27 protein-coding genes are annotated in these 25,176 nt (G+C 41.8%); 6 read left to right on the top strand and 21 right to left on the bottom strand.

Going from position 1 to position 25,176, the window contains the following annotated elements:
• Positions 1-175: 175 nt before the first annotated feature.
• Both ACWYVB_RS03745 and ACWYVB_RS03740 read right to left on the bottom strand, forming a co-directional pair.
• Positions 176-352: a hypothetical protein gene (locus ACWYVB_RS03745; RefSeq protein ID WP_253644507.1), complete on the bottom strand. Its 177-nt coding sequence runs from the start codon at positions 350-352 to the stop codon at positions 176-178.
• Between the two features lie 436 nt (positions 353-788).
• On the bottom strand, positions 789-1,145 hold the full coding sequence (locus ACWYVB_RS03740) for a hypothetical protein (protein ID WP_253644508.1): 357 nt from the start codon (positions 1,143-1,145) through the stop codon (positions 789-791).
• 81 nt (positions 1,146-1,226) lie between these two features.
• Between ACWYVB_RS03740 and ACWYVB_RS03735 the strand changes: the two genes are divergently transcribed.
• Both ACWYVB_RS03735 and ACWYVB_RS03730 read left to right on the top strand, forming a co-directional pair.
• Complete coding sequence (locus ACWYVB_RS03735; RefSeq protein ID WP_012842273.1) at positions 1,227-2,066, top strand: LysR family transcriptional regulator; 840 nt, start codon at positions 1,227-1,229, stop codon at positions 2,064-2,066.
• Between the two features lie 306 nt (positions 2,067-2,372).
• The gene (locus tag ACWYVB_RS03730) at positions 2,373-2,585 is read left to right on the top strand and encodes a hypothetical protein (protein WP_012842272.1); all 213 of its coding nucleotides are present in this window, start codon (positions 2,373-2,375) and stop codon (positions 2,583-2,585) included.
• A gap of 102 nt (positions 2,586-2,687) precedes the next feature.
• Here ACWYVB_RS03730 and ACWYVB_RS03725 read toward each other — a convergent pair whose 3' ends face one another.
• The 10 genes from ACWYVB_RS03725 to ACWYVB_RS03680 all read right to left on the bottom strand — a co-directional run bounded on the left by ACWYVB_RS03725 (position 2,688) and on the right by ACWYVB_RS03680 (position 12,595).
• The gene (locus ACWYVB_RS03725) at positions 2,688-3,077 is read right to left on the bottom strand and encodes a universal stress protein (RefSeq protein WP_046875460.1); all 390 of its coding nucleotides are present in this window, start codon (positions 3,075-3,077) and stop codon (positions 2,688-2,690) included.
• A 928-nt stretch (positions 3,078-4,005) separates the two neighbouring features.
• The gene (locus ACWYVB_RS03720) at positions 4,006-4,167 is read right to left on the bottom strand and encodes a YoaH family protein (RefSeq protein WP_005394474.1); all 162 of its coding nucleotides are present in this window, start codon (positions 4,165-4,167) and stop codon (positions 4,006-4,008) included.
• A 42-nt stretch (positions 4,168-4,209) separates the two neighbouring features.
• On the bottom strand, positions 4,210-5,331 hold the full coding sequence (locus tag ACWYVB_RS03715; protein ID WP_047009186.1) for a conjugal transfer protein TraF: 1,122 nt from the start codon (positions 5,329-5,331) through the stop codon (positions 4,210-4,212).
• Between the two features lie 60 nt (positions 5,332-5,391).
• Entirely contained in the window at positions 5,392-6,273 is an 882-nt protein-coding gene (locus ACWYVB_RS03710) for a DUF2861 family protein (RefSeq protein ID WP_005394478.1), read from the bottom strand.
• Positions 6,274-6,279: 6 nt separating this feature from the next.
• A complete protein-coding gene (vxrB, locus tag ACWYVB_RS03705) occupies positions 6,280-6,942 on the bottom strand; it encodes a response regulator transcription factor VxrB (RefSeq protein WP_005394480.1) in 663 nt (220 codons plus the stop codon).
• Entirely contained in the window at positions 6,917-8,371 is a 1,455-nt protein-coding gene (gene vxrA, locus ACWYVB_RS03700) for a sensor histidine kinase VxrA (RefSeq protein ID WP_005394482.1), read from the bottom strand. Before vxrA ends, vxrB begins: the two co-directional genes overlap by 26 nt.
• A 155-nt stretch (positions 8,372-8,526) precedes the next feature.
• Positions 8,527-9,903 (bottom strand): Re/Si-specific NAD(P)(+) transhydrogenase subunit beta, encoded by a 1,377-nt coding sequence (gene pntB, locus ACWYVB_RS03695; protein WP_005394484.1) that lies wholly within the window; start codon positions 9,901-9,903, stop codon positions 8,527-8,529.
• An 8-nt stretch (positions 9,904-9,911) separates the two neighbouring features.
• Positions 9,912-11,468 (bottom strand): Re/Si-specific NAD(P)(+) transhydrogenase subunit alpha, encoded by a 1,557-nt coding sequence (locus ACWYVB_RS03690; RefSeq protein WP_005394487.1) that lies wholly within the window; start codon positions 11,466-11,468, stop codon positions 9,912-9,914.
• Positions 11,469-11,903: 435 nt separating this feature from the next.
• Positions 11,904-12,185, bottom strand: a complete 282-nt coding sequence (locus ACWYVB_RS03685; protein WP_005394488.1) for an HlyU family transcriptional regulator — start codon at positions 12,183-12,185, stop codon at positions 11,904-11,906.
• A 41-nt stretch (positions 12,186-12,226) separates the two neighbouring features.
• On the bottom strand, positions 12,227-12,595 hold the full coding sequence (locus ACWYVB_RS03680) for a late competence development ComFB family protein (protein ID WP_005394489.1): 369 nt from the start codon (positions 12,593-12,595) through the stop codon (positions 12,227-12,229).
• Between the two features lie 254 nt (positions 12,596-12,849).
• On the opposite strand from ACWYVB_RS03680, the gene ACWYVB_RS03675 reads away from it, so the two are divergent.
• Positions 12,850-14,088 (top strand): GGDEF domain-containing protein, encoded by a 1,239-nt coding sequence (locus ACWYVB_RS03675; protein WP_048625059.1) that lies wholly within the window; start codon positions 12,850-12,852, stop codon positions 14,086-14,088.
• A gap of 24 nt (positions 14,089-14,112) precedes the next feature.
• Here ACWYVB_RS03675 and ACWYVB_RS03670 read toward each other — a convergent pair whose 3' ends face one another.
• Together ACWYVB_RS03670 and ACWYVB_RS03665 are read right to left on the bottom strand one after the other, a co-directional pair.
• Positions 14,113-15,105, bottom strand: a complete 993-nt coding sequence (locus ACWYVB_RS03670; RefSeq protein WP_457528028.1) for a Solitary outer membrane autotransporter beta-barrel domain — start codon at positions 15,103-15,105, stop codon at positions 14,113-14,115.
• Positions 15,102-16,061, bottom strand: coding sequence for a GGDEF domain-containing response regulator (locus ACWYVB_RS03665; RefSeq protein WP_012842266.1), 960 nt, complete (start codon positions 16,059-16,061; stop codon positions 15,102-15,104). The genes ACWYVB_RS03670 and ACWYVB_RS03665 overlap by 4 nt, the downstream gene beginning before the upstream one ends.
• A 273-nt stretch (positions 16,062-16,334) precedes the next feature.
• On the opposite strand from ACWYVB_RS03665, the gene ACWYVB_RS03660 reads away from it, so the two are divergent.
• A complete protein-coding gene (locus tag ACWYVB_RS03660; protein ID WP_005394495.1) occupies positions 16,335-16,772 on the top strand; it encodes a DUF3069 domain-containing protein in 438 nt (145 codons plus the stop codon).
• A gap of 71 nt (positions 16,773-16,843) precedes the next feature.
• Here ACWYVB_RS03660 and modC read toward each other — a convergent pair whose 3' ends face one another.
• From modC to ACWYVB_RS03640, 4 genes are all read right to left on the bottom strand, one after another.
• Positions 16,844-17,950, bottom strand: coding sequence for a molybdenum ABC transporter ATP-binding protein ModC (modC, locus tag ACWYVB_RS03655; protein ID WP_457528025.1), 1,107 nt, complete (start codon positions 17,948-17,950; stop codon positions 16,844-16,846).
• A complete protein-coding gene (modB, locus tag ACWYVB_RS03650) occupies positions 17,950-18,636 on the bottom strand; it encodes a molybdate ABC transporter permease subunit (protein ID WP_005394498.1) in 687 nt (228 codons plus the stop codon). The genes modC and modB overlap by 1 nt, the downstream gene beginning before the upstream one ends.
• Before the next feature lie 27 nt (positions 18,637-18,663).
• Complete coding sequence (modA, locus tag ACWYVB_RS03645; RefSeq protein ID WP_005394502.1) at positions 18,664-19,419, bottom strand: molybdate ABC transporter substrate-binding protein; 756 nt, start codon at positions 19,417-19,419, stop codon at positions 18,664-18,666.
• A gap of 69 nt (positions 19,420-19,488) precedes the next feature.
• Entirely contained in the window at positions 19,489-20,940 is a 1,452-nt protein-coding gene (locus ACWYVB_RS03640) for a cobyric acid synthase (protein WP_457528023.1), read from the bottom strand.
• Positions 20,941-21,095: 155 nt separating this feature from the next.
• On the opposite strand from ACWYVB_RS03640, the gene ACWYVB_RS03635 reads away from it, so the two are divergent.
• Both ACWYVB_RS03635 and ACWYVB_RS03630 read left to right on the top strand, forming a co-directional pair.
• On the top strand, positions 21,096-21,470 hold the full coding sequence (locus ACWYVB_RS03635) for a YgiW/YdeI family stress tolerance OB fold protein (RefSeq protein WP_457528021.1): 375 nt from the start codon (positions 21,096-21,098) through the stop codon (positions 21,468-21,470).
• Positions 21,471-21,623: 153 nt separating this feature from the next.
• A complete protein-coding gene (locus ACWYVB_RS03630) occupies positions 21,624-22,160 on the top strand; it encodes a hypothetical protein (protein ID WP_005394515.1) in 537 nt (178 codons plus the stop codon).
• A 113-nt stretch (positions 22,161-22,273) separates the two neighbouring features.
• Here the strand turns inward: ACWYVB_RS03630 and ACWYVB_RS03625 are convergent, their stop codons facing one another.
• From ACWYVB_RS03625 to ACWYVB_RS03615, 3 genes are all read right to left on the bottom strand, one after another.
• Positions 22,274-22,957, bottom strand: a complete 684-nt coding sequence (locus tag ACWYVB_RS03625; protein WP_457528019.1) for an ATP-dependent zinc protease family protein — start codon at positions 22,955-22,957, stop codon at positions 22,274-22,276.
• 11 nt (positions 22,958-22,968) lie between these two features.
• Positions 22,969-24,156 (bottom strand): amino acid aminotransferase, encoded by a 1,188-nt coding sequence (locus ACWYVB_RS03620; protein ID WP_048625063.1) that lies wholly within the window; start codon positions 24,154-24,156, stop codon positions 22,969-22,971.
• Between the two features lie 155 nt (positions 24,157-24,311).
• The gene (locus ACWYVB_RS03615; RefSeq protein WP_457528017.1) at positions 24,312-25,169 is read right to left on the bottom strand and encodes an AraC family transcriptional regulator; all 858 of its coding nucleotides are present in this window, start codon (positions 25,167-25,169) and stop codon (positions 24,312-24,314) included.
• Positions 25,170-25,176: the final 7 nt, after the last annotated feature.

Here is a 25,176-nt window from a genome sequence, read left to right as displayed (position 1 = left end):
AATCGCAGATTGATAGATCGATATTAGCTATTTTATGGTAAATAGCTATTATGTTTAATACTCATATTAAAGGCTTTAAATTTCAAATTCACAGGGGAATAGGAGCGATCCTTGGCAACATTTGGCGTACGAGCATATATCATTTAACATAATATACATAATACGCACTTTAGAGTTAGAAGATTAGCATTGAAGATGATAGCTTGGTGACGCCGTATTTGGCTTTTCGCTTTATAGACTGCAGTAGCCGATTAAGTTCCTGCACTGTATCTTTGGTTACGTTCGACACCATGCACGTTGGTTCTGCATCTTGCTCATTCAAGTAACCGAACAGCTGGATTGGATATTCCATTATTTCTCTCCAACTTTCTGAGTTAACAAGATCTTTGGCTGGCGTTATTGAAGTTCGATACTAACTCTGCTGGGCATGAGCTAGTGTTTAAGTTATATCAGATAAGCAACCTAACGATTGCTTAAAGCCTTTGTCTTCAAATCTCATTATATCCTTTCGATAACTTATGTTTTAAGTTATCGAAAGGATGAGAAAATTCAATGTTCTCACTTATGGGCACGTATTGTTCATCCCCAAAAGTGTAATTATTACATTAGCTTTATAGGAACGTAAACTCTCTACTTTTCAATCTATACCTAGATCTTTCTTCATATGTTCACTCAACTCACTAGTGGTTCTTACATTAATTTTATGTTTGCAATGATGGATTCTCAACTCTTCACCAAATAATTTTACTAACGATTTTGTATACAAAGCACTAATATTATTTATTATTCTATACAATGTACCTTTCTGATAAACAGATCTTTTCGAATTTTGTATTGCAGTCTTCATATTTAAATATTCTCACATTTTTAACTTTATAATTTAAAGAATTATTTTCAAGTTCGATCTTTATTATTACTTTTGTCGATATTGAATGAGTCATTATCAATGATGCGCAATCGACAATTAAATTACCTGAATCCAACTTAGTAATTTCACGAGAGAGAACTTTTATTTTTAAATTTTCATTTTCGTTATTTAAGTCGATTGAGTTAATTTCTTCAGGATATTTGTTTAACTTAATATCCAATATAGTTTTATTAAGATAGTAGTCTGCCATTATTTCATGACGGCTTTTAAATATCATTGTCCCCCTCCGTTGATGCAAGTTATACTTTCCCTCCCGTTAAAAGACAACGTGACTCAGAGTTGCAAAAAGGTAACAATCATGGAATTGATGAACAATGAGCTGGTCTGCTTTGCAGCCATTTGTAAACACCTCTCTCTTACAGAGGCATCAAAAGAACTTGGAAAGTCGAAAGCTCAAGTCAGCAGGCAGTTAGCGGCATTAGAAAAGCAACTTGGTGTAACACTCGTCCACAGGACAACAAGAAAACTCGTTTTAACTGATCATGGCGAAAGCATTAGAGAGCTTGCCATCAAAACGTTAGAGAGCTTGCAGGAGTTAAATTACAGAGCTAGCTCGTTGAGTGAATGCATTAATGGAAAGTTTAAAATTACAATGCCCAATTCTATAGCCTCTTCTATTTTTGGTTCTGTTCTTAAAGGCTTACAAGAACGATATCCAGCAGTGAACTTTGAAATATCATCAAGTAACAATGTTGAGAATTTATTAGAAAGTAATGTAGATTTAGCGATTAGGCTTAATAACATTATTGATGACACTCTGATTGCACATAAAATCGGTGATTATAACGATGTTTTAATATCTACAGTTAACAATGCCAATAATAACACGCTATTAATCTACAAGAATCACTCGAATAAGGAATCGATTAAAAAGCAGTACACTGACGTTATCGAAGTTGATAACACCTCTATTTTAATAAACTTTGTCTCTGAGGGGGTTGGGGTTGGCGTCATCCCAAATTATCTTGTAAAAGGTAACCATATAGACAACAATATCCAAATTTCACAAAATTTTGATATAGAACGCTCCATGTATATCGCCTACCCTTATCAAAACCCTTTACCAAGAAAGCTAGCTGAAATATCTACTTTTATTAGGTCTGAGTTATCAAAAATATTGAAAAATGAATCACTTTAGGATGGCTTTTCAGGTTTATAATTTTCCTTTGATAACTCATGAGGTCTAGCGAGAAGCTTTGTAACGTATTGTTTCAAAGAGCCTCGTTAGGCATTTATGAAAATCCCCATCTTTATGCTTGTTATCACAACATGAGATGCTATACCGTTTCATTATCAAGGCTTTGCGTGGAATAAATCACGTGGGTTAAACGATAGATTGACTTACATTAAAAATTTAATCGAAAGCAGCTTTATATTAAATTGATTTCATACCGTTCTGCGTGTATCTTCTACCCATATCCCCACAATAACCAAGGAGAATGCCATGGATAAGCTACTCGCGTCTGCACTAGAAATTAAGCAGCGAACTATGGTGACTGGCTTTTTTGCTAGAAATGGATTCAAAATCGCTATGACCGATTTTGATGATGTCACTTTTGAGCGAGAAGGTGTGCAAGTTAACGTGCATTTTGATTTGCAGTCAAACGCAGAGTCTGCATCTATTTTATCCCAAGAGGCTTCTGCCATTCCTGGTTAATTATTTTGTCGTCAATCATACGTAAAGCCGAACACAAACGTTCGGCTTTTTAATATGCGAAAAACGGGATTACAAAAGATGTGGCACAAACCTGCGTTACTGTCACTCATCCAAGTAAACAATCAATAAATCCGCTTCAACCTCATTCGCTACCTTTGGTACCGATGAAAAGAAACGGCTCAATAAATTATGATGATGACCGCAGACAACTAGGTCTATTCCCTCTTTTTTTACGATTCCCGACAATTTGATATGAAGGTCACCGATAACTGCCATCGTCTCGTGTACTGGATATAGGCATTTATCAGCGAGTTCTTGTAGCTCCTTTTGCAACTTTTGTTCTTCTTTCGGCTCCATGATCACACGATCAACATCCACATAAACGAATGAAAGTTTGGCGTTCGAGTTCTTTGCTTGAGTTATTGCTTTTTCGATAACGACTTGGCTAGATTGAGATAAATCAACAGCGACTAAAACGTGCTTGTAACTCATTCTTTCTCTCCTAGTTAGTTTTCATGTGCTTATAGTAAGTCTAGTTCACTAAGAGCGAATGCAATGTCTAAACTCATATTTCATGAAAATATGGGAGTTTGATATAAGAATGTGGAAACAGCCGAGCGATCAGCTATCTAATAGCCATTGAAGGCTCGTGAAGTCAACTAGTGACTTAGGAACCGGTTATTGATATGTGGCCCATTTTGTTCTCCCTCCTTAGGATGTACATAACTATGTAACTAACGCAAACAAACCCACGCTACACTGTCACTACGCTTCTAAATCCTGTCAATTTCTATTGCAGCTTGTTTTATATTCCTAATTACAACGTCGCCTAGTTTAGTAAAACCACTTGGCAATAAGTAATTTCTTCGTGTAATCCATCGATCAAGATTAAGAGCTATTTTCATAGACAACACTGAATTAAAGACAAGATTTAGAGTTAAAACAGAGTCCAACACTCCTATGTTCAACCTAAAACCGACATACGTCTGCGAGCACTTACTGTCTCTATAAGGTCAATTATATAACTATATTCAGATTTTATTTTTCTGTTACAACGTGTCTTTTTTGTCTTTTCAGCATAATCCTCTACTTGAAAACAGGCCCAATAACCGCCTTGTAATTTAATTACACAAAAAACATGACCGAAATAGAAACACAAGACAAAAAACCAACGTAAGTTGCTGAATTTATTTATTTTAATTTAAAAATAGCATTTTACCCCATATCCGTTCAAGCCAGAACGCATCAAGGTTAACTTAAAAAAGTAAAATTTTACTAACTGCTTAGTACAGAATAGAGGGAGTTGAATAAATTGAATGGTATAGAAATAACGTTACGACGTAACTACGTTAAGGTGTGAAAATATTTGAGGATAATATGAGACCAAAAAAAACAGGGCCAAAGCCCTGATATGAATTAATTAGTTTTGTTGCTGTTGTTTTTCTGCGTACTCAGATCGAATTTGTTCGGCAACAATTTTGATGGCTTCTGCTGTACTTGTGCCCTTCGCCATCAATTCTTGAATTTTCTCTACAGCTTGTTGTTGCTCTTGGTGAGATAGAGGGGGTAAATCGTCAAACATAAAAAAGCTCCTCATTTTGAGGAGCAGACTATAACGATTCAATTAATAGGTCGCAAGGAAATTAATGGATGCCCCCATTGCGTTCTCGTTCGTGTACTGAGCAGCAATATCTAATTCGATCAACTTAAGTGGAGACAGTCCAATACCTGCAGTAATGGTACCTTCGTCGCTACTTCGAGCTAAGTTTTTCATATAACCCGCTCGCAATGCCAGTTGACGCAAGATATCAAATTCAATACCAGCTCGAATCATTTGTGTATTATCATCGAAGGATGAAAAACGTTTTTCTTCATTAAGATCGTAGTCGACACTCATAGTAAAGTAATCGGCAACAACCCCTGCCCCGACCGTATATACGGGACGCATGCTGTACTCGTATGATTTTATCGTATCACTGCCATACATGAACGATTTTGTTTTAACGTCTCTTCCGATCAAGTTTTTTGCTGAAATACCGAGACGATATGGGCCAAAGAACCAAAGCGCGCCCGCATCCAAGTTAAACATCGTTTCCGCTGTCTCATGTTCACGTAAGTCTTTGGTATCGAAATTCTGAAAACTCGTGGCGTAAGAGTACGTATAAATACGCTGAAGTTTAGGCGTGACACCAAATGAAAGGTGTTGATTCATAAAGTTGGTGTATTTAGCAAGTGATACACCTGCTTCAGCAACACCAATAGAAACACCTTGTACGTAGCTATCGTCTAACGGATTAGTACCTGACGTATCTACTTTTGGTTGCACGAATGATTCAGTGTATAACTTACCGTATGCAGTTGCAGATAAAAATTTATTAGGAATACCTATAGCGACAACGCCACCAAGATCAAAGTCAGTTTTTTTTCCATCTATGGCATTCATCGATTTTTTGATTTCATCGACATCAGTCAATTTGCTGATGCGTTCGATTTCATCGACAAGATCATATTGATCATCGTAGTTACCACCAAAACTTGGCACGATCATTCCAGCATCGTCGTTTCGGCGATAAATTGCAGTAAGTGCGGGGTTGAAAAAAGGAGCAGTCAGATAAGTTGCTGATACCGTACCAACGCCACCCATCGCATCGCTACGAGCTTCTATCGCATAAGTGGCAGCCGAAGCAACGTTTGCGAAAAGTGTGGTGGCAACAGAGGTGGCTAGAATTTTATATTTGGTTTTCATACTACACTTGTGATTTTGGTTCTTCCTGAACCTTTATCGGCACAAATGGTATTTCTTTAACTATTCTTCTTGGGAAAGATCATAGGTTCGGCTAATAGTTTGAGCTTGCTCAACAATTATATCGCCCTGCCAACGACGACTGTTGATACTCACTGCTAGCACGTATCTATCATTTGGGACACCCGCAAGCTCTAGTGAATTGGGATAGTTAGACTCGTAAGTCTTTTTCCACATTTGCTCGTATTGACCATCAATGTAGTCATATAAACCAACTTCAAGTTGCGGTAATGGACAATGGGGATTACGAAGTGCGCTCTTTTCTACTTTCCAATTCTCTTTAGATGTCCAACGAACATATTGCGAAGAATTGGAATCTCCTAATATTACCCAAGTTCGATACTCTTGTTTATCTTTAGAAACAATAGTTAAGTGATACAAGCCTGCTTCAAGCTTACCCGTGAGGTTATAGCGTTTCGAATAACTGCGCTCATTGGCTAATTCTGTACCGCTCGGCTGTTCTTCATAACTGAATGAACTGTCTGCGGATATAGAATCATCCACCCATCGATTAAATGAAATATTTTCGATGTCAGTTGTAGCTCTTAGCTTGATCACTAATCTAAATGTATCTCGCCCAGGGCTTTGGATGGTCTGACGAATAACGTTCACGCCACTTATCCATTCAGGCAGCGTTACACCAGTGAGAGACTTGCCACAGTTTTTAGATAGAGACTGACCAAGAAGGTCATTGAGATGAGGAGTCAAATCTTTACTTGGTTCCGTTTGCCACAGTTCAACAAGAGAGTTGAACATACCGGCAAGATCATCTTCAAGTAAGTGTTGATGTGCCTGCGTTAAAGGCGTGTTGGTTTGAAACCAGTCCATTGCATGGACTGGTTTCACTAACGCTAATGAGAGAACTACGGGGAGTAGTGTTTTCATTATGACTTATGCTTTCATCTTGTAGCCAACACCGCGAAGTGTTTCAATTTCCAGTCCTGGCAGTTTTTGACGAAGCTGCAATACGTGCGTATCCACAGTACGTGTTGTAGGGAAGTGATTATAACCCCAAACGTGGTCAAGTAGCTCATCACGAGTAAACACGCGACCTAAGTTCGACGCTAAAAATAGCAGTAGATCAAACTCTGTACGAGTTAACGTAATTAGCTCATCTTTATAGGTAACTTCACGAGTTGAACGATCAATTTCTAAGTCTTTTGTGATCACTTTATCAGCGCTGCTTTGCTCTGCTGAATCCGGTGCTCGTAGCTGTGCACGGATTCTCGCAAAGAGTTCCGCTTCAGCAAAAGGCTTCGTTAAGTAGTCGTTCGCGCCGGAATCAAGGCCTGCAACTTTATCTTTTACGGTAACAAGTGCCGTTAGCAAGATAACTGGTACGTCTTTAATCTGTTTCCATTCTGGGAGACATTGTACAGAGTCACCATCTGGGAGTTGGCGATCGAGAATAACCAAGTCAGCTTTTTTCCATTGTGGTTCTACGTCTGCAATACGTTCCACATGTAAACACTCATATCCTGCTTGTTCCAGGCTTACTAACAGGCCATCAGCCAAGTTTTTATCGTCCTCAACGAGAAGCAGTGTCTGTTTCACAAGGTATCTCCAATATAAAGGTTGTAGGTGGTCCCATCAGGGACATTTTTCCGCCCATGCGGCCTACCATAGATTCAACGATTGTTAACCCAAGTCCTAACCCGCTCTTACTGACGAACGGTTTCTTCAAATTTGCCCAATCTTTAGCCGTTAGGCCACCAGCATCTCGGACTTGGAATACTATTTTTTCTTCACTAGTTGAAACATCCAATTCAACTGGTGCAATACCGTACTTAAGCGCATTACGAAGCAAGTTATCGATACAAGTTCCTAACCAGTACACATTAACTTTAGCAGCCACATCTTCATTGATGTTGAAAAGCACGGCACTATCAAATTCTTCTTCGATCTTAAATTCTAACCAGTCTGCGACAGACGGAACCCAGTCTGTTGCAAGCATTTGGTTATCAGATTGCAAATAATCTTTACTCGCTTCTGCCAATTGACGCAAACGACGTGTATCTTCACACAATCTGCGGAACTCGTCATATACGCTTTCAGGTAGATGCTCGAACTCTCGGCGAAAGCCCTCAACCGTCAGTGATAGAGATGCAATCGGTGTTCTGAGCTCATGCGTTAAAATTTGCAATACAAGCATTCTACTACGGAGCTCTTCTCGCTTACTATTCCAGCGGTATACAGCCCAACCAATCACTAGAAGAATATTTGCGATTACCAGTATGATCATACTGATCCGCAAAACTTGTGAGTGATCTTCTACATCCCAACAAATATTGCCTCGTTTAACAAAGCAACTTTTGCTTTGAGACGCTAGAGCGTATGACAAACCCGCATTAGCAACGTTTTCTTCCCAGATATCTTTCTCGAAAACAAAGTAACGGTCACCACGTCGTAACCAAAGTTCGTTACCTTCGATAAACATGCTCGCGCCTGCAATCAAAGCATTAATGGCGTCGTCGTCCATGTTTTTCAAGCTTTCTAACAACTCATCCCCTTCCTCATTGTCACGCTCTTTAATATGCATGTATTGAGCAAGCTTGGGTTTGAGTTCTGGATACTTATCCACATAGCGTGCAGCATAAGTCCCACCACCTGGGTGAATGAGCCCACTACGCGAAAACCAACGTGGTGTCAGTTGCGTCCCTTTACAGATAGCTCTTGTAAATACTAACGGCTCAGTAATTAAAGGACTTAGTGGCAATTTACCACGACAAGTATTCGCTAAGCTGTAAAGCTGTTGTATATCTTTTAACGGATAGTCAGACGTTTGCGGCAGAAGCGAATCTGGCGCAAGTAACTTGGTAGGATAATTTGATTGCAGAATACGAATATCATACGATTTAAGAGCTACTTCATAATTAAATAGCTCTGTAAACGTATCTATTCTTTCTGGTAGTGAATCGGAAAATGCAGGTGCCGAAAAAAGCGGCAATACAGTTGCAAAACCGAGCAAAAACTTTTTAATCAAACTGTTACCGTCACTTGTTACATTAGCCAAAACTATACATCAATCTACAAGCAATTGACATCTGCTAACAGAAGGATTTGCATTACTATAACATTGAAACGGAACAAAAAAGGGCCAGCGATTGCTGACCCTGTATAGTTTTAAATCAAGAATGGTTAGAGTGCTTTAAAAATAGACTCGACACTTTCCTTCGCATCACCAAATAGCATTGATGTATTTTCTTTGAAGAACAGTGGGTTCTGTACACCTGCGTAACCAGTATTCATTGAACGCTTGAATACCACTACATTTTTCGCGTTCCAAACCTCCAGTACAGGCATACCAGCAATCGGGCTGTTCGGATCTTCCAGAGCTGCTGGGTTTACCGTATCGTTAGCGCCGATAACCAGTACTGTATCTGTTTCAGCGAAGTCATCATTGATTTCATCCATTTCAAGAACGATATCATACGGTACTTTCGCTTCAGCAAGTAACACGTTCATATGTCCCGGAAGACGACCTGCTACTGGGTGAATACCAAAGCGAACCTCAATACCTTTTGAACGAAGTACGTCAGTAATTTCATGCACTGGATACTGCGCTTGCGCTACAGCCATACCATATCCTGGAGTGATGATTACTGATTTTGAGTTCTTCAGCATTTCAGCGACTTCTTCTGCCGTTGTTTCGCGGTGTTCGCCCTGCTCTTCGTCACCTGAAATTACAATCTCTTGACCAAAGCCACCAGCAATAACACTGATAAACGAACGGTTCATGGCTTTACACATGATGTAAGAAAGAATCGCACCTGAAGAACCAACCAACGCACCTGTTACGATTAATAGATCATTTGCGAGCATGAAACCTGCTGCTGCTGCTGCCCAACCTGAATATGAGTTCAGCATTGAAACGACAACTGGCATATCAGCACCACCAATTGAAGCAACTAAGTGGTAACCGAACGCGAACGCAATCAGTGTCATCACAATCAGAGCGAACATGCTGCCATCTGCTTTTACGAAGTAGATCATAAGAAGCGTAGAAATCACAACCGCTGCAAGGTTCATTTTGTGCTTGTGAGGAAGGTTAAGCGGCGAAGAAGAAATCACACCACGTAACTTACCAAATGCAACAATTGAACCCGTGAAGGTTACGGCACCAATGAAAACACCCAAGAATACTTCTACAAGGTGGATAACATGTTCAGCATGAGTTGCGGCTTCTGGCGCATCAAGGTAACTGTTGTAGCCAACTAAAACCGCAGCTAAACCTACAAAGCTGTGCAGTATCGCAACCAGTTCTGGCATTTCGGTCATTTCTACTTTCTTCGCATAGAAAATACCGATCGCCCCACCGATCGCCATCGCAATAATGATCCACCCAAAGCCTTGAGCATCAGGGCTGAAGATCGTCGCGATCAGCGCGATCGTCATACCTGCGATACCATAGTAGTTACCATTACGAGCGGACTCTTGCTTTGAAAGCCCCGCCAAACTCATGATGAAAAATAATGCAGCAACAATGTAAGCTGCTTGTACTAATCCTGCAGACATTGTAACTCCTATTTATCTTTGCGGAACATTTCAAGCATACGCTTGGTGACGGTGAAACCACCGAAGATATTGATGCTGGCGATCAATACAGCAATAAAGGATAGGAATGAAACGACCCCATTACCTTGCCCAATTTGCAGTAATGCACCAACCACAATAATGCCGGAGATAGCATTCGTTACCGACATAAGCGGAGTATGAAGTGCATGAGTAACATTCCAAACCACGTAGTAGCCGACAACACAAGCTAAAACAAATACAGTAAAGTGAGAAAGGAACGCTGCCGGCGCAACCGATGCAATCCAAGCAAAAGCACCTACTGCCGCGGCTACACCAATAATTTTCTTCGTTGGAGAGGTAGGTTCTTCTACTTTAGGCTCTGGTTTCGCAGGTTGCTCTTGTTTCACTTGCGGCTGAGCGGAAACCTGAATTGGTGGTGCAGGCCATGTAATTTCACCTTCTTTAACCACGGTGACACCACGGATAACAACATCTTCGAAATCAATATTGATGTTACCGTCTTTTTCTTTACACAGCAGTTTTAGAAGGTTAACAAGGTTTGTCGCGTAAAGTTGAGAAGATTGCGTTGGCAAACGGCCGACCATGTCAGTGTAACCAACAATTTTTACGCCATTATCTGTCATGATAACTTGGTCTTTCACTGTGTATTCACAGTTACCGCCATTAGCAGCTGCCAAGTCAACAATGACACTGCCCGCTTTCATGCTGTCGACCATTTCCTTGGTGATCAGCTTCGGAGCAGGTTTGCCAGGGATTAGTGCCGTTGTAATGATGATATCAACATCTTTAGCTTGCTCTGCGTATAACTCTGCCGCTTTTTTGTTGAAGTCATCGGACATTTCTTTTGCGTAGCCGTCACCAGAACCAGAGTCTTCTTGGAAATCCACGGTCAGGAACTCTGCTCCCATGGACTCAACTTGTTCTTTTACTTCTGGGCGAACGTCAAATGCACGAACAATAGCCCCTAGGCTACCCGCAGCACCGATTGCAGCCAAACCTGCCACACCCGCACCAGCGACCAATACTTTCGCTGGTGGTACTTTACCGGCAGCCGTGATTTGACCTGTAAAGAAACGACCAAACTCATGAGCTGCTTCAACAACCGCACGATACCCAGCGATGTTAGCCATCGAAGAGAGCGCGTCTAAGGCTTGTGCACGAGAGATACGAGGAACAGAATCCATGGCAAGAACGTTAATGTTCTTACTTGAAAGTTGTTCCATCAACTCTGCGTTTTGAGCAGGCCAAATAAAGCTAACAAGTGTTGCACCATCTTGTAGTAGTGCGATTTCGTCAATGCCTTGTTCTTCATCTACGATTGGCGCATTAACTTTTAGAATAAGACCAGATGCCCAAACTTCTTCACTAGAAACGATTTTCGCACCAGCAGCTTCATAAGCAGCATCATCGAAACTCGCAAGCACCCCCGCTTGAGATTCAATCGCGATATCGAATCCCAACTTTATTAACTGCTCAACCGACTTCGGCGATGCAGCTACTCGCGATTCACCCGCAAGTATCTCTTTAGGTACACCGATTTGCAAAACGCATACTCCTTGTATACATATCAATAAATTAGTCCCAAAACAGAGCGTCGCTCTACTCTAACTCTTTTTTATTTCTATCTGTTTACCACGCAAGACAATTGCAAACGAAAGATGGTGTTTGGGGCCACCCATTTGCACAATAACACCTTGACTAACAGCCCTGTTATTATTCTGTTTGTATCGAACGCGTCTCATTACTTCAAGTGTTTTGTAATTTAAATACTAAATTTCATTACATATAACGCTAAGTAATGAATGATTGTCGCTCTGAGCACGAAAAATAACAACGCCATGCCTTACTAGACTGAGGTCTAACCAGATCATAATTAAATGCTGACTTAACAAACATTTAAGCTCTAAAAAAGAAAGAGCCATCAGCATATACACTAATGGCTCTTTTTAAGATGATTGGAATCAAGTTGCGGTGAATTGTTAGTCGAAGATTTTATCGCCCATTTGATCGATAAACATTTGAGATTTCTTCAACATAAGTTCATTGGCATCTTGTTCCGAGCCGAGCAAATCTGAACGAATAAATCGATGAGTTTTCACTTCATCGTCGTATTGCTTTTCTATTCGACCGGCAATGCGGTATTGCCCACCCTCTGAAAGGCTCTCTTGGTAAATAAGGAAACCTTTGTACTCAACTGGTTCCACAGTTTTTACTTCAGCAGTTTTTTCACTACCACCAAACAAACGCGAAAAAAATCCCACGGTTCCTCCTTGGGTAAGCTCATCGATAGATTAAGCTTGTATCACTTAATATTGACATTGAGGATTGGTTTTTCATACCAGTCCAATTCTTTGTCTTCATCATAACTGGTATGGGTAAAAATTACAGGTACATCATGATCTCGGTTTTTACGCCGGTCTTCTTTCACCATTTCTGCCGCGTTTTTCACCGCGATATCTGCACTTTGCTTAAATTGGGTGAGCTTTTGTTCCGGAAGCGAAGATAGAAAATCAATATCATGACGAATATAGACAGGTTTAAGCTGAATAAGTGCAAGGCACGCAATATCTGCGAGCTGCTCGTTGTCATACTGCTCTACAAACTGAGGCAAACTGAGCACTTGTCCAACAAGTGTTTCCATGTAGTTATGCACATCTGAACTTATCTGCATTGGCAAATCTCCCTTGTTCTATGAAAACAAGTATAGCAACGACTTGTTTATAACAACTTATTGATTGCTCTTAATTTAATCAATCTCTCTCTTTTTGTCGTAATGTCTCCCAAAATACTTGGGAAAATGAGCAAATAGACGTATTCTTGCTAGTTCTCGAAGAAAGAAAATCGATAGCAGATTAATATCTATATTGATGAAACACTTAACCTAACCAATTATATAATCAACTATTTTCAGGCAATTTGTAATAGATGTCCTCATCATCAATGACTTCATCAGGCTTTAGGTTCCTTTTCCCATTTATGTTGCTGGGATTAGTGAGTTCGAGCATGAACAACATCATTCAGATGACTCAGTCAAACTGGGGTATTGCCGCAAATTTGCCGTACATACTGTTAGGCTGTGCACTGCTCCTTTGCTATTCATTTAAGCAAGGTCGGGAGTCAATGGTGTGCTTAGCGATGTTACTGGCCTATTTCGTGATACAGCACAGGCTACAAGTCCCACTTCAAAGTGGTACAGCCTTACTTGAGCTGACCATTTTAGCCACGCTACTTCCTGTTTCTTTTCTTGCGGTATTTTTGTTTAGTAAAGACGGTTTCGACTCAAGAGCCATGTTTACTTACCTCTTGATGTTAACGATGTTCGTTCTTTGGTCTTACCTTACGTTAGCGTATTACGTTGAAGGTGGGTTTGAACAATGGACAAGCGGCATTTTATTTATCGTACCTACGGTTTCTAAACTGCCTTTTATTCTAGTTTTATATTGTGTGGGTATTGTCTGCTTCCTCGGTATTCTTGTTTTAAAGAAGAATGAAATCATCCATGCGATGACCTACTCTGCAATGGTGCTGGCGTCCGCGACGTTCATTTTCTTTGATGTGCAATACATATCTAGCACCATGTTTACGCTAACGGGGTTGCTTATCATTATTTATGCTGCCTCTGCCAGCCATCAATTGGCTTTCACAGATAGCTTAACGCGGATCCCGAGTAGGCGCGCACTCGACCTTGACTTAAAACACATGGGCAAAAAGTTCACGATCGCAATGCTTGATGTTGACCACTTTAAAAAGTTTAACGATACCTACGGTCACGATACGGGTGATGACGTATTAAAAATGGTCGCTTCGCGTCTAACTAAAACTCCCGGTGGCGCAAAAGTATATCGATTTGGCGGAGAAGAATTTACCATCGTCTTTAAAGGCAAGTACGCAGATGAGTGTAAAGAGTTTTTAGAAGAAGCACGTAAATCCATTGCAGAGTATGAGATGATTTTACGTGATGAAGAATCCCGCCCAGATAACCATAAACAAGGTCAAAAAAAGCGTGGTAACGACAGTTCGAGGAGAAAGTCGGTCTTTGTTACCGCAAGTTTCGGAGCGGCCGACAGCAAAAACGGGCAAGCACCTCAGGACGTGATTAAGTTAGCGGACGAAGCGCTTTACAAAGCGAAAAAAGCTGGACGCAATTGCGTGAGGCTTCATTAATCCCCCAGAGCGAAAGTTAGCTGACTAATCTTGATTAAAGAACAAGATTAAGCTTCCTCCTTTTAACGCACTGCCATAATTGATCGTTAATCCGATCCCAATATTATCTATCCAATCGGAGTCAAATGGTGGTGTCATTAACCATCCAACACTAGCTTCGTAGTAGTGTACAGTATTCATGGGTTTTCTTGTATCACCACCAATATCAACTCGATTGAAGCTCGAATACACTGACTGCACAGTATCTCCGATGTGGGTAAAATCATAAAACACCTTTATTCCATTGACCCAATACCAGCCTTCCGGATTGCCAATATCACCATTATTTGCTTTACCCCAGCCAGTGCCATAAAAATAGTGAGGAGCCGACCAGAGGTACCATTTCCCCCACGATTCATGCTCTAGGTATTTGAGCTTTGTGTTGACTTCTCCAACAACGGCCCAAGCACTGGTGTTTAGGTATACACCTTCTAGAAATGGTTTTAGGTCATTCAGTGCATTACTACGATAACTATAATCGTTTTGATAGTACATTAAGTGTGAGCCGATTGCGCCGCTAAGCGTTAGTTTGTCTGTGAGGTGTTTTTCTCCAGCAAACTCAATATATCCGCCCATGACTAACTCTTTACTTTTATCTGGAATCTGTCCTTTTTGGTCTACATACACATCTTGCTCTGTACTTAAGGCATAAACTCGGCCATTTAATAGGTAGTGAGTTTGTATTCCCTCTTGTTCAAACAAATCAGAACTAAATGGTAGCGTTGATACAGCGATCTTCTTTCTGAGATCAACCGAATCTTGAGTACCAATGTCTTCGTTATCTATGTTGAAGTATTCGTTCGGATCGAAATCATGAAATCCTACCGTAAAGACATCGCTATCTGACAGAACGATCCCAATAGCAAAGTTCCTTTCATACTCTTTTTGTATCTGATCTTGAATCGAATTAGCCTTAGAACATAATGAAAAAAGTGACAGTGTAGCTAAGGCGTAACTATTGATAACAGCTTGTTTCAACTTGCATTTACCACCGTATGTGTATTTCTTCCTAAAGACTTTGAGGTATACAGCGCTCTATCCACCGTCGCATACAAATCAGACTGCTGCTCTTTTCCCGTTGGTTGAAAAACAAAAACACCCTGTGACACTGTCACCCTATTGGACACGCTAGAATACTCATGTGGGTAATCCAGAAAATACATGGCCTCTTGTATACGTTCTGCTTCTCTCTCTGCGGTTTGGGCGTCTGTGCAACCCAGTAACACCACAAACTCTTCTCCGCCATAACGCCCTACGTATTCGCCAGAGCGACAAAATGTTGCTTTAAGTTGGTTCGCAATGGCTTGCAAGCAACGATCTCCTTCTATATGACCGTAATTATCATTAAACGGTTTGAAAAAATCGACGTCCAATAAAATCAAAGCCATTGGCATGTTGTGACGGCCATGCCATGCAACCATCGATTCTAACTTATGATCGATATAACGACGGTTATAGAGTTTGGTTAAGCCATCTTCATTCGCTTGCTGGGTCAAAAGTTGATTCACTTTCTCCAACTGAGCTGTCGCTTGTTTAAGCTCTCGTCTCATATGGGCAATACGCTGCATTGCGATAAGCTTAGAGTTCAGTACGAGTTTATCTACGGGTTTAATTAAATAATCATCACCGCCGGCCTCTATGGCTTTTGCAATCATTTCTGGCTCTTCGTGACTGCTCAGGAAAATTATTGGGATCCAGTCGGGAAAGGTTTCTCTGATATGAAGAGAGACTTCAAAACCGTTCATATCTGGCATCGATATATCGAGTAATACCAGTTCAGGATCAAAACTCTCGTAGGTGTTTAGTGCTTCTAGCCCACTACCCACCGCTTTTACAATATGTCCAAGTTGCTTAAGACGAATAGCCAACTGCATCCTATCTAGCTGAACATCGTCAACCAGGAGGATTCGCATTGATGTCCCTGTCGGTTGCATAACGCGTTCCATTTCTTATTTTGTCTTTATTAAACATATACCATACTCATAGAGTTGTTGCATTCGACTCATAATTAAGTGCTATATTTTTGTTTAAATATCACGGAATCAATTGTCTATAACGATTACACTGAGAATTGCCCTACCAAAACATGACCAACGAACGTTAGTTCAACAAACTCACGTGTTCTGGTCATCTTACGGACACATGGGTATAGCTATTTGATGCATTTGGTATTAATATTCCCGCCTTTTTGTAATGAGAGACACACCATGTCAGAAGCAACTAACAGCGAAAGCAAAAAAATCGATCTAGCAACCATTTCTCCTGAACTACGTAAAGTTATTGAGTTTGACGAAGTTCCAGAGCAAATGTTCGAAATGGTTACCTCTATCCATGAAGTGTCTGAAGAAGCAGTGCGTGAGTCTTGGGACGAAATGCCTGCAAGTGCTCAGAACATTCTAGATAACTTCGAGCAATTTCATGCTCTAGTTTCTGTTGGCCAAGCATTTGCTGGTATCAACGTGATGGAAGAATTCCCTACTCTTAATCTGCCAGAAAACATGACAGATGAAGATAAAGAAGAATACCGCGCTCAATTACTTGATAATGTGCTTCACAACTGCGTGAAAGACATGGTTAAGCAACTTAAGAAAGCACGTCGCGACCCACTTCTTAAACGCGAATTCAAAGAAGTGTTCGCAAAATAACGTTTTTCCGACAAAATAAAGGCCGCGTTTGCGGCCTTTTTTGATCATTAAGCGTGCGTAGCTTTAAATGATTAATGCGACGCTAATGCCACGTCTTTTTGCGTGACACTGACACCTTTAATTTGTGCGAATACACTATCACCGGCCTTTAAGTCGAGATCATCAAGCGCCCAAGGTGTTATCGTTGCCCACAAATAACATCCCTCATCTAGCTTTAACGATACATTAATACTCTGTTTATCATCAGCCGCGTTAAACACCTCGATTGAATCGACCGTCGCAGGCAGGATATTTCGAATAGAAGTCGCCTTAGGTTGCTCTAGCGTAATAGAAACGTCGTTGGCTCGCACTTGTAAGCGAATTGGCGTCTCTGGCTCACCATCAATCTTTTGCACCCATAGTGATGCATTAGGTGCAAGGCTGACACAAGTCAGCGCATAGCGCTCATGATGCTCAGCAATTCGGCCTTCAAATAAGCTGCTTTGATCCGAGAAAGACTGCCATGGACGCATAGCATGAGAAGCCCACACGTCTTCAAGCTTACCTGAACTCGTAATTCTACCTTGATCGATAATAGCGAGGTGTTGAGCGAGCCTTAAGATCTCCTGCAGGCTATGCGTGACATAGATAATCGGAATATTAACCTTATCCGACAATTCCTCTAGAAATGGCATCACCTCACGTTTTCTCGGCATATCAAGCGACGCAAGTGGTTCATCCATCAAAAGCAAGTTGGGTTTTGATAGTAATGCGCGCGCAATCGCAACACGTTGCTTTTCACCACCAGACAGTGAGATCGGGAAGCGCTTTAGTAACGGTTTGATAGACAAGAGTTCGGTGACTGCATCAAAGTACTCGTCATCTTTTTCTTTAACGCTATACAACAAGTTGCCTTGAACCGAATAGTGAGGAAATAAACGCGAGTCCTGAAACACGTAACCAATGCCGCGCTTGTGTGTTGGTAAGTTGATCCCCATTTCACTATCAAACAAAACGTGATCACCAATCGCAACATGTCCCTGCTTTGGTGCAACTAATCCGCTGATGATATTAATTAACGTGGTTTTTCCCGCACCAGATCGCCCAAACAAAGCGCTAATTCCGTTACAAGGTAACTCAAGTTTAATATCGAAGTCAGTATCACCAAGCATTTGTTTAAATTGAACTTTAATCGTCATTACTTCGCACCCAATCGACTTGCCGCTTTACGATTTAACCATTCAGAGATCATTAATGTAGACAAAGCTAGCGCGATAGAAATGATACATAGTCGAGCCGCCTGCATTTCCGCACCTGGCGTTTCAATAAAGTTGTACATTGCCAGTGGAATCGTTTGGGTCTCTCCCGGAATGTTAGAGACGAAACTGATCGTCGCCCCGAACTCACCAAGACTACGAGCAAAGGACAGCATCGTCCCAGTAATAATTCCGGGAATGGTCAGTGGTAACGTAATGGTGAGAAAAACTTTTAAAGGAGAAGCGCCTAACGTTGACGCGGCATGTTCCAGTTTAGGGTCAACGTTCTCTAAACTTAACCGCACAGACCGAACCATCAAAGGCAAGGCCACCACAATACAAGCGACTACTGCTCCTTTCCAATTAAAGCTAAAGACTAGCCCTACATGTTCATAGAGCCACTTGCCAAGAAACCCTTGCCGCCCAAGAGAAATCAACAACAAATAGCCGATAACCACCGGCGGCAATACCAGTGGTAAATGAATTAAGCTATCGAGAATCGATTTACCGAAGAACGTTTTTCGAGAAAGTAGCCAAGCAAGAAAAACGCCGAGAGGAATGAGCCAAAGTACTGCGTACGCGCCCACTTTGAGGCTTAACATTAAGGCTTGATATTCCAGTTCTGTCACGCTTCGTCCCTATGATTGAAAGCCGGTTTATTGCTGAAAGCCATATTGAGCAAAAACGCGTGCGGCTTCGTCCGATTTTAGGTATTGGAAGAACTGCTCGGACTCAGTAGAATCATTCACAACCGCAGCCGGATAAACAATAGCCGCATGCGTATCACTCGTAAATTCACCGACAATTTTGACTTTGTCGGTTAACTGCGCATCGGTTTTGTAGACCACGCCTAAAGGTGCTTCTCCACGTTCAACCAACGCCAAAGCTAGGCGCACATTCTTTGCTGGTGCGATTTGAGTTTGAATCTCTTTCCATACACCCAGTGTAGTCAGTGATTCTTTCGCGTACATACCAGCAGGCACTGACGTCGGATTGCCTAACGCAAGGCGATTTCCATGCAATGCCTTTTCCCATGCTGTTGCATCAGAGAAGTTAAATGAGGTTAATTCTGAAGACTGAGGCGCAATCAACACTAAGCTATTGCGCACCAAGCTTGTGACATTGTCACGAGAAATAACGTCTTTATCGACCAAATAATCCATCCATTTTGTATTCGCAGAAATAAATATATCCGCTGGTGCGCCGTTGATAATTTGTCGAGCGATAGAAGAAGAACCACCATAAACGGGAGTGATAGAAACGTCATACTTTTCTTCAAAGTTTTGTGCGATTTCGTCGATCGCATTCGTCATCGAAGACGCCGCATACACTTTGAGGTTCGTAGCTGCGTTAGCTGAAAATGAAATGCTTAATATTGCCGCGAGGCAAGCATGCGTTTTCCATGCTTTCATAGAGAAACTCCAATACAAGGCAAGCGAAAGAACTGGTTATTTGGGTAGAAAGTTCAATCAGTTAATGTGCTATTTAAACAAAAAATCAAGGTTCATATGTTGTTCTATCGCATCTGCAATACGATTAATTCCTTGCTCCTTTAACTCTTCAAAGTCTTGTTGTTTGATTTGAGTGCCGTTTACCCACTCTGACACCAGGCTTAAGACATCTGCCTCATCAAAGTACCCGTGAAGGTAGGTCCCCATGATTTGGCCACACTTGCTGATAGCCCCCTCTGCTTCACCGGTACTCAATGTAAGAGGTTGAACGCCCTGCACTTCACTTTGTCCTACGTGGATTTCATAACCCTTTACATTGGCTGTTTTGCCATTAAGAGAAAGCTGCGCTTGTGTATTTGTAAGCTGTTTGCTGTTAGTTAGCGTCGTGGTGATGTCTAGTAAGCCAAGCCCTTCGCTTTGACCCGGCTGGCCTTCGACGCCATTTGGGTCATCAATCAAGTTTCCAAGCATCTGGTAGCCACCGCAGATACCAATCACTTTTCCACCAAGACGAATATGACGTAAGATATCTTTATCCCACCCTTGGCTTCTTAGATACTCTAAGTCGTCTCTAACTGATTTGGTCCCAGGCAAAATAACAAGGTCGGCTTTATCTATTTTCTCGCCTTTGCCTACATAACGTAGATTGATGTCGGGATTCAATCGCAACACATCAAAATCAGTATGATTACTAATCCGGGTTAAAACAGGCACAACGACATTCAGTTTTACCTCAGAGTGCAACTCTTGCTGCGCGGTGATCGCGTCTTCTGCTTCTAAATTCAAACCATGAAGAAAAGGAAGCACGCCGAGTACAGGTTTGCCTGTTTTTTCTTCTAACCAGTCGAGGCCCGATTGCAATAAACGAATATCACCTCGAAAACGGTTGATAACAAATCCTTTTACTCGCGCTTGTTCAGATTCAGAAAGTAACGCGAGTGTTCCGTACAAATGCGCAAATACACCACCACGATCAATATCAGCAACAATGATCACCGGAACATCAGCGGCCTCCGCAAAGCCCATGTTCGCGATATCGCCTTCACGTAAATTGATTTCAGCAGGACTCCCTGCACCCTCGATCATGATCGAATCAAATTCTTGAGTCAGACGAGAGAAGGAATCTAACACCGTATCCATCGCAACTTTCTTGTAATCATGAAAGCCAGCCGCATCCATATTTGAAAGCGCCTTGCCCTGCAAAATGATCTGAGCACCTGTATCACTGTTAGGTTTAATCAAAACCGGATTCATATGCACGGTTGGCTCAATATTACACGCCTGTGCCTGAACTGCCTGAGCTCGACCTATTTCACCGCCATCTTTGGTTACCGCACTATTTAGTGCCATGTTTTGTGGCTTAAATGGGGCAACGTTTATCCCTTTTCTCGCTAATACACGGCATAAACCTGCCACAAGGACACTTTTTCCGGCATCCGAAGTGGTGCCTTGAACCATTAAAGATGGGATCGCTGATTTCATGAACATTTGTAAGGAATAGAGGAAGATGAACAATCATAACGTCATCGTCCCCACTTACTCAAGCAAATGAATAGAATATGAATGTTGAAATCATCATTGGTTCAAACAAGCTCTGTTTTAATGAACCCATCAAAACAAACCGATGAGGATGTAACATGAAAAAGAATACAATTATCGCAACAATCGCCGCCTTAGTTATTGCTCCTTCTATCGCGTTCGCGAAAGATCACGCTCAAAACCAATCAAACTTGCAGTTTAATGGTCCTGTCACTGTGGAAAAATTGGACGCCTTGCTAAACGACTCCAATATGTTTACTGAAAAAGATGTAGTCGTTGAAGGTAACTTATTACGTCAAGTTCGCGCGGATAAGTTTGTCTTTACCGATGGTTCCGGTGAAGTCATGGTCGAACTGGATGACGATATCCGACTAAACTCTCCGATTGATCACACGACTAAAGTCCGTCTGTTTGGCGAATTTGAAGGCGGAAATAAGCCAGAAATTGAAGTCGAGCAACTGGTGATCATGTAAAACAACCCCGATTGCTTTGGATATCAGCATGATGTGGTGACCATTACAGCTAAATGGTGACGGCAAGCACTTAAAATGATAGCTGTATCAATCTTGGTCTGCTTTTTGCAGACCATTTTTTTGTTCATTTTAATCATCTTGCCCGGAGACACCATGCTAGGTAAAGCTCTAAAGGTTGCAGCCTTTGGTTTGTGCGCTGTTTTGCCACTTTCCGCACATGCAAATAATTTCAACTACAACACGATGGAATTTCGCATGGGCACTAGCCCTGGTACATTTGGTGGCGAGTTCAATACCTACTTTACGGAAAACACCCACTTCATTGCTCGCGCAGACAGTGAATTCAGCGGAGACTGGGACATTGCTGGTGGTATTGGCTTTAACGGCCCAGCAGGCCAATTTGCAGATATTTATGGCCAAATGTTGGTACACAACATTAAAGAAAACGGCAGTGATAAAGTGGGTGACGAGTGGCGCACTGAGGTGAATATTGGTACTCGTATTTGGTTCATGCAAAATGTTGAGCTACATGCCCGTATCGGTCAAATAATGGATAACGACGATTCCAATACCGTTTATAATTTTGGCGCAAGATTCCACTCTACTCAGCAACTATCACTTGGCGCGGATTTCAAAAATAATGGTGTCTATGGCCAACAAATTGTGATGTCTGCTCGTTTTGCATTTTAATTAAGTAACTAAGCAGTTGCATTAATAAGTGTGTGATTCAATAAAAATGGCCTCCGGTTTCGGAGGCCATTTTTGTTAAATACCGATTGTTAGCAGGAACTAGTAACAAGGCTTTAATTTTTGCCGGATTTTTTAGGTTTATCTTGGACATACTTTTTCGATACATCCACAACGGCGATATCTCTAAAAAAGCTTCGACCAAGTAAAATTGGAAACTTCATATGCCCACGCTCAGCTAACGTAAACTCTGTCTTTTCTTTGTGGTCACCGACGGTAATATACGCTTTTACTACCGCTCGTTTATCCACCTCTTCTGACGATGACTGCTTGATTTTAGCCCAGCGCTCTACAGGTACTTTAAACTCTTTAGTTTCTTTATCGCCCAAGTCCATCTTAAACTGAACCCAATCTTTACCATCACGCTCAAACGGAACAATGTCTGTCGCGCTAATTGATGATGTTGTCGCCCCTGTATCAACCCTAGCTTTGAAGGTTTGATCAATTTCAGGAACGTAAACCCACTCTTCAGAACCAAGAATCAACATGCCGTCTGGTGTCTTTGTCACTTTGGCTGGTTTTGTCGGTTTTGGCTCGGGCTTTTTCTCAGGTTTTACTTCAGGCTTAGGCTCCACCTCAGGCGTTGGATCAACCTCTGGTTTCACTTCTGGCTCTATTTTGACAGGTTCTTCGACCCTCGGCGACTCAGGCTCAACAGGTTCCTGCGTCGTTTGAGTTGACGTACAAGCAATTAAACTGCCGCTCATCATAAGCGGCAGAATCAGTTTCCAGTTTTTCATCCACACTCCAATTAAGCTTGAGATACTTTCTTAATTGCGTCCGCTACGTATGGAATATGAGTTTCGGTAAGTCCAGCGATGTTAATTCGACCATCGCCAACACCATAAATGCCATAATCTTCACGCAGTTGCGCCATTTGGTTTTCACTAAAGCCTAGCACAGTAAACATGCCTTTGTGACCCTCAATGAAGTCAAATTGATCGGTATTATGGTTGTTTCTCAATTCGTTACACAAACTTTGACGAAGACTAACCAAACGATGTTGCATTTCACTCAACTCTTGCTTCCAAACGGAAGTCAGGTTGTCATCTTGAAGAATCGTCTTAACCAAAGCCGCTCCATGATCGGGTGGCATCGTGTAAGTAGAACGCGCTAACGTAAGTAACTTGCCTTTTGCGTTGGCCACGTCTTGCATGTTCTTACCAACGACAATCGCCGCACCTGTGCGCTCGCGATATAGGCCAAAGTTCTTCGAACATGACGTCGTTATTAACATCTCTTCAACGTTATCTGCCATGAAGCGAAGCCCTTTTGCGTCTTCCTCTAAGCCATCACCAAAGCCTTGGTAGGCAATATCAACAAATGGGGTGAAACCGTTCTTCTGTGACAATTCCGTAATGGCTTGCCAAGCAGAAAAATCGATATCTGCGCCTGTTGGGTTGTGACAACAACCATGCAGCAATACAACATCGGAAGGCCCTGCTTTCGCAAGGTCATCCATCATCTTTGCAGTGTCTACTTGTTTCGTTTCTGGAGAAAAGTAATGGTAGAACTTAACTTTAAGACCTGCCGCTTCCATCACTGGTTTATGGTTTACGTAGCTAGGGTTTGAAATCCAAACCGTCGTATCTGGCTGTGCGACCTTCATTAGGTCACCTAACATACGCAGCGCACCACTTGCACCTGGCGTTTGAATGGCAGCAACACGATCCATTGCTGACGTTCCCGTCAGTAGCAAATCGATCATGCTTTTATTAAATTCTTCGCAACCCGCAAGACCAACGTAAGATTTGGTTTTTTGAGTTTCAACAACGACATCCTGCGCCATTTGAATGGCTTTCATGATCGGCGTTTCGCCTGCGCTGTTCTTATAGACGCCAATACCAAGATCAACCTTGTTTGGACGGTCATCGTTACGGTATGCAACGGATAGAGATAAAATAGGATCTAATACGGGAGTTGGGAGATTAGAAAACATGAAAGTCATAACCCTTTGAAATTCAAGTACCGAACCTCACGTTAACACCATCGCAAAAAATGGCGAAATGATTTTTCACTTATTTCATCAATTAGAGAACAAAATTCTGGGTTACGATAAGTTTTGTGCGCTCTATCGGTTATAAAAAGAACGATTCACTCCTCAATATACCAATCCACTCTTCCGTTTTTCCTAAATTCTCTTGGCGTCATGCTCGACCACGCTTTAAAACGTGTACTAAAGTTGGCACTAGTTGGATATCCGACTATCTCTCCAATATGTTGAATCGGCCATTCTGTTGAACGAAGTAACCTAGCAGCGTATTCCATGCGCATACGTGTTAAATGTGCCATCGGGCTTCGACCAAACTGCTTTTGAGTCAGACGGTGCAAATGTGGCTCCGAACATGGATATAAAGCTGCCACTTGCTCGACACTCCAATCCTTATGCAGCTGACGCTGGACAAGATCGAATACGCGCCGAAGCCTCAATTGGCTGCGTGATATCGACTCTGAGGGCGGCATGTTTAACATCAGCTCTAACTGAGCCACGCTATGTGCACCAACCGCACCACCATAATCAATGGGAAGATTAATACTGCGTAACAACGTTTGGATACACGCATACATCACCTCAGGTGCAGATGTGAGCTGGTAACTAATATTACTCTCTATCATTGGCCATGCTCTATCAGGAGTAAGAAAAAGCCATGCGATCTGCCAGGGTTCCTCTTCCATACCAAAACCGTTTTCAACACCTGCAGGCACCGTGATCAACGAGCCAGGCTCCAAATCATATCGACACGCCCCACTTTCTAACCAACCTTTACCGCGCACGGTGTAAAGCAGCATGTGTTTTTTTTGTTTTTTACGATAAACAGAGAAGAAGTCACGACAGGTTGCAATTCCGCACTGCACAATGCCTCTCTCCTCCAATGCCAGTACTCGACTGTGATCAATAAACTCTTGATAGGTTTTTTCTGAAATCGCGTAGCGCTCTTGTTTATCTTCCATGATTTAT

It is taken from the genome of Vibrio sp. JZG10 (assembly GCF_054064075.1).
The sequence above is the reverse complement of the archived record's forward strand: the minus strand, read 5'-3'. Positions and strand labels throughout refer to the sequence as shown.

Excerpts from the sequence above, each read along its gene's own strand:
- ACWYVB_RS03710 (WP_005394478.1), bottom strand. The coding sequence starts at position 6,273 with ATGAAAACACTACTCCCCGTAGTTCTCTCATTAGCGTTAGTGAAACCA.
- ACWYVB_RS03730 (WP_012842272.1), top strand. The coding sequence starts at position 2,373 with ATGGATAAGCTACTCGCGTCTGCACTAGAAATTAAGCAGCGAACTATG.
- ACWYVB_RS03640 (WP_457528023.1), bottom strand. The coding sequence starts at position 20,940 with ATGAAATCAGCGATCCCATCTTTAATGGTTCAAGGCACCACTTCGGAT.
- ACWYVB_RS03720 (WP_005394474.1), bottom strand. The coding sequence starts at position 4,167 with ATGTTTGACGATTTACCCCCTCTATCTCACCAAGAGCAACAACAAGCT.
- ACWYVB_RS03740 (WP_253644508.1), bottom strand. The coding sequence starts at position 1,145 with ATGATATTTAAAAGCCGTCATGAAATAATGGCAGACTACTATCTTAAT.
- ACWYVB_RS03630 (WP_005394515.1), top strand. The coding sequence starts at position 21,624 with ATGCTAGGTAAAGCTCTAAAGGTTGCAGCCTTTGGTTTGTGCGCTGTT.
- ACWYVB_RS03735 (WP_012842273.1), top strand. The coding sequence starts at position 1,227 with ATGGAATTGATGAACAATGAGCTGGTCTGCTTTGCAGCCATTTGTAAA.
- pntB (WP_005394484.1), bottom strand. The coding sequence starts at position 9,903 with ATGTCTGCAGGATTAGTACAAGCAGCTTACATTGTTGCTGCATTATTT.
- ACWYVB_RS03635 (WP_457528021.1), top strand. The coding sequence starts at position 21,096 with ATGAAAAAGAATACAATTATCGCAACAATCGCCGCCTTAGTTATTGCT.
- modA (WP_005394502.1), bottom strand. The coding sequence starts at position 19,419 with ATGAAAGCATGGAAAACGCATGCTTGCCTCGCGGCAATATTAAGCATT.
- ACWYVB_RS03615 (WP_457528017.1), bottom strand. The coding sequence starts at position 25,169 with ATGGAAGATAAACAAGAGCGCTACGCGATTTCAGAAAAAACCTATCAA.
- ACWYVB_RS03660 (WP_005394495.1), top strand. The coding sequence starts at position 16,335 with ATGTCAGAAGCAACTAACAGCGAAAGCAAAAAAATCGATCTAGCAACC.
- ACWYVB_RS03665 (WP_012842266.1), bottom strand. The coding sequence starts at position 16,061 with ATGCAACCGACAGGGACATCAATGCGAATCCTCCTGGTTGACGATGTT.
- ACWYVB_RS03745 (WP_253644507.1), bottom strand. The coding sequence starts at position 352 with ATGGAATATCCAATCCAGCTGTTCGGTTACTTGAATGAGCAAGATGCA.
- ACWYVB_RS03620 (WP_048625063.1), bottom strand. The coding sequence starts at position 24,156 with ATGTTTTCTAATCTCCCAACTCCCGTATTAGATCCTATTTTATCTCTA.
- ACWYVB_RS03675 (WP_048625059.1), top strand. The coding sequence starts at position 12,850 with ATGTCCTCATCATCAATGACTTCATCAGGCTTTAGGTTCCTTTTCCCA.
- ACWYVB_RS03625 (WP_457528019.1), bottom strand. The coding sequence starts at position 22,957 with ATGAAAAACTGGAAACTGATTCTGCCGCTTATGATGAGCGGCAGTTTA.
- ACWYVB_RS03680 (WP_005394489.1), bottom strand. The coding sequence starts at position 12,595 with ATGCAGATAAGTTCAGATGTGCATAACTACATGGAAACACTTGTTGGA.
- ACWYVB_RS03725 (WP_046875460.1), bottom strand. The coding sequence starts at position 3,077 with ATGAGTTACAAGCACGTTTTAGTCGCTGTTGATTTATCTCAATCTAGC.
- modC (WP_457528025.1), bottom strand. The coding sequence starts at position 17,950 with ATGACGATTAAAGTTCAATTTAAACAAATGCTTGGTGATACTGACTTC.
- ACWYVB_RS03715 (WP_047009186.1), bottom strand. The coding sequence starts at position 5,331 with ATGAAAACCAAATATAAAATTCTAGCCACCTCTGTTGCCACCACACTT.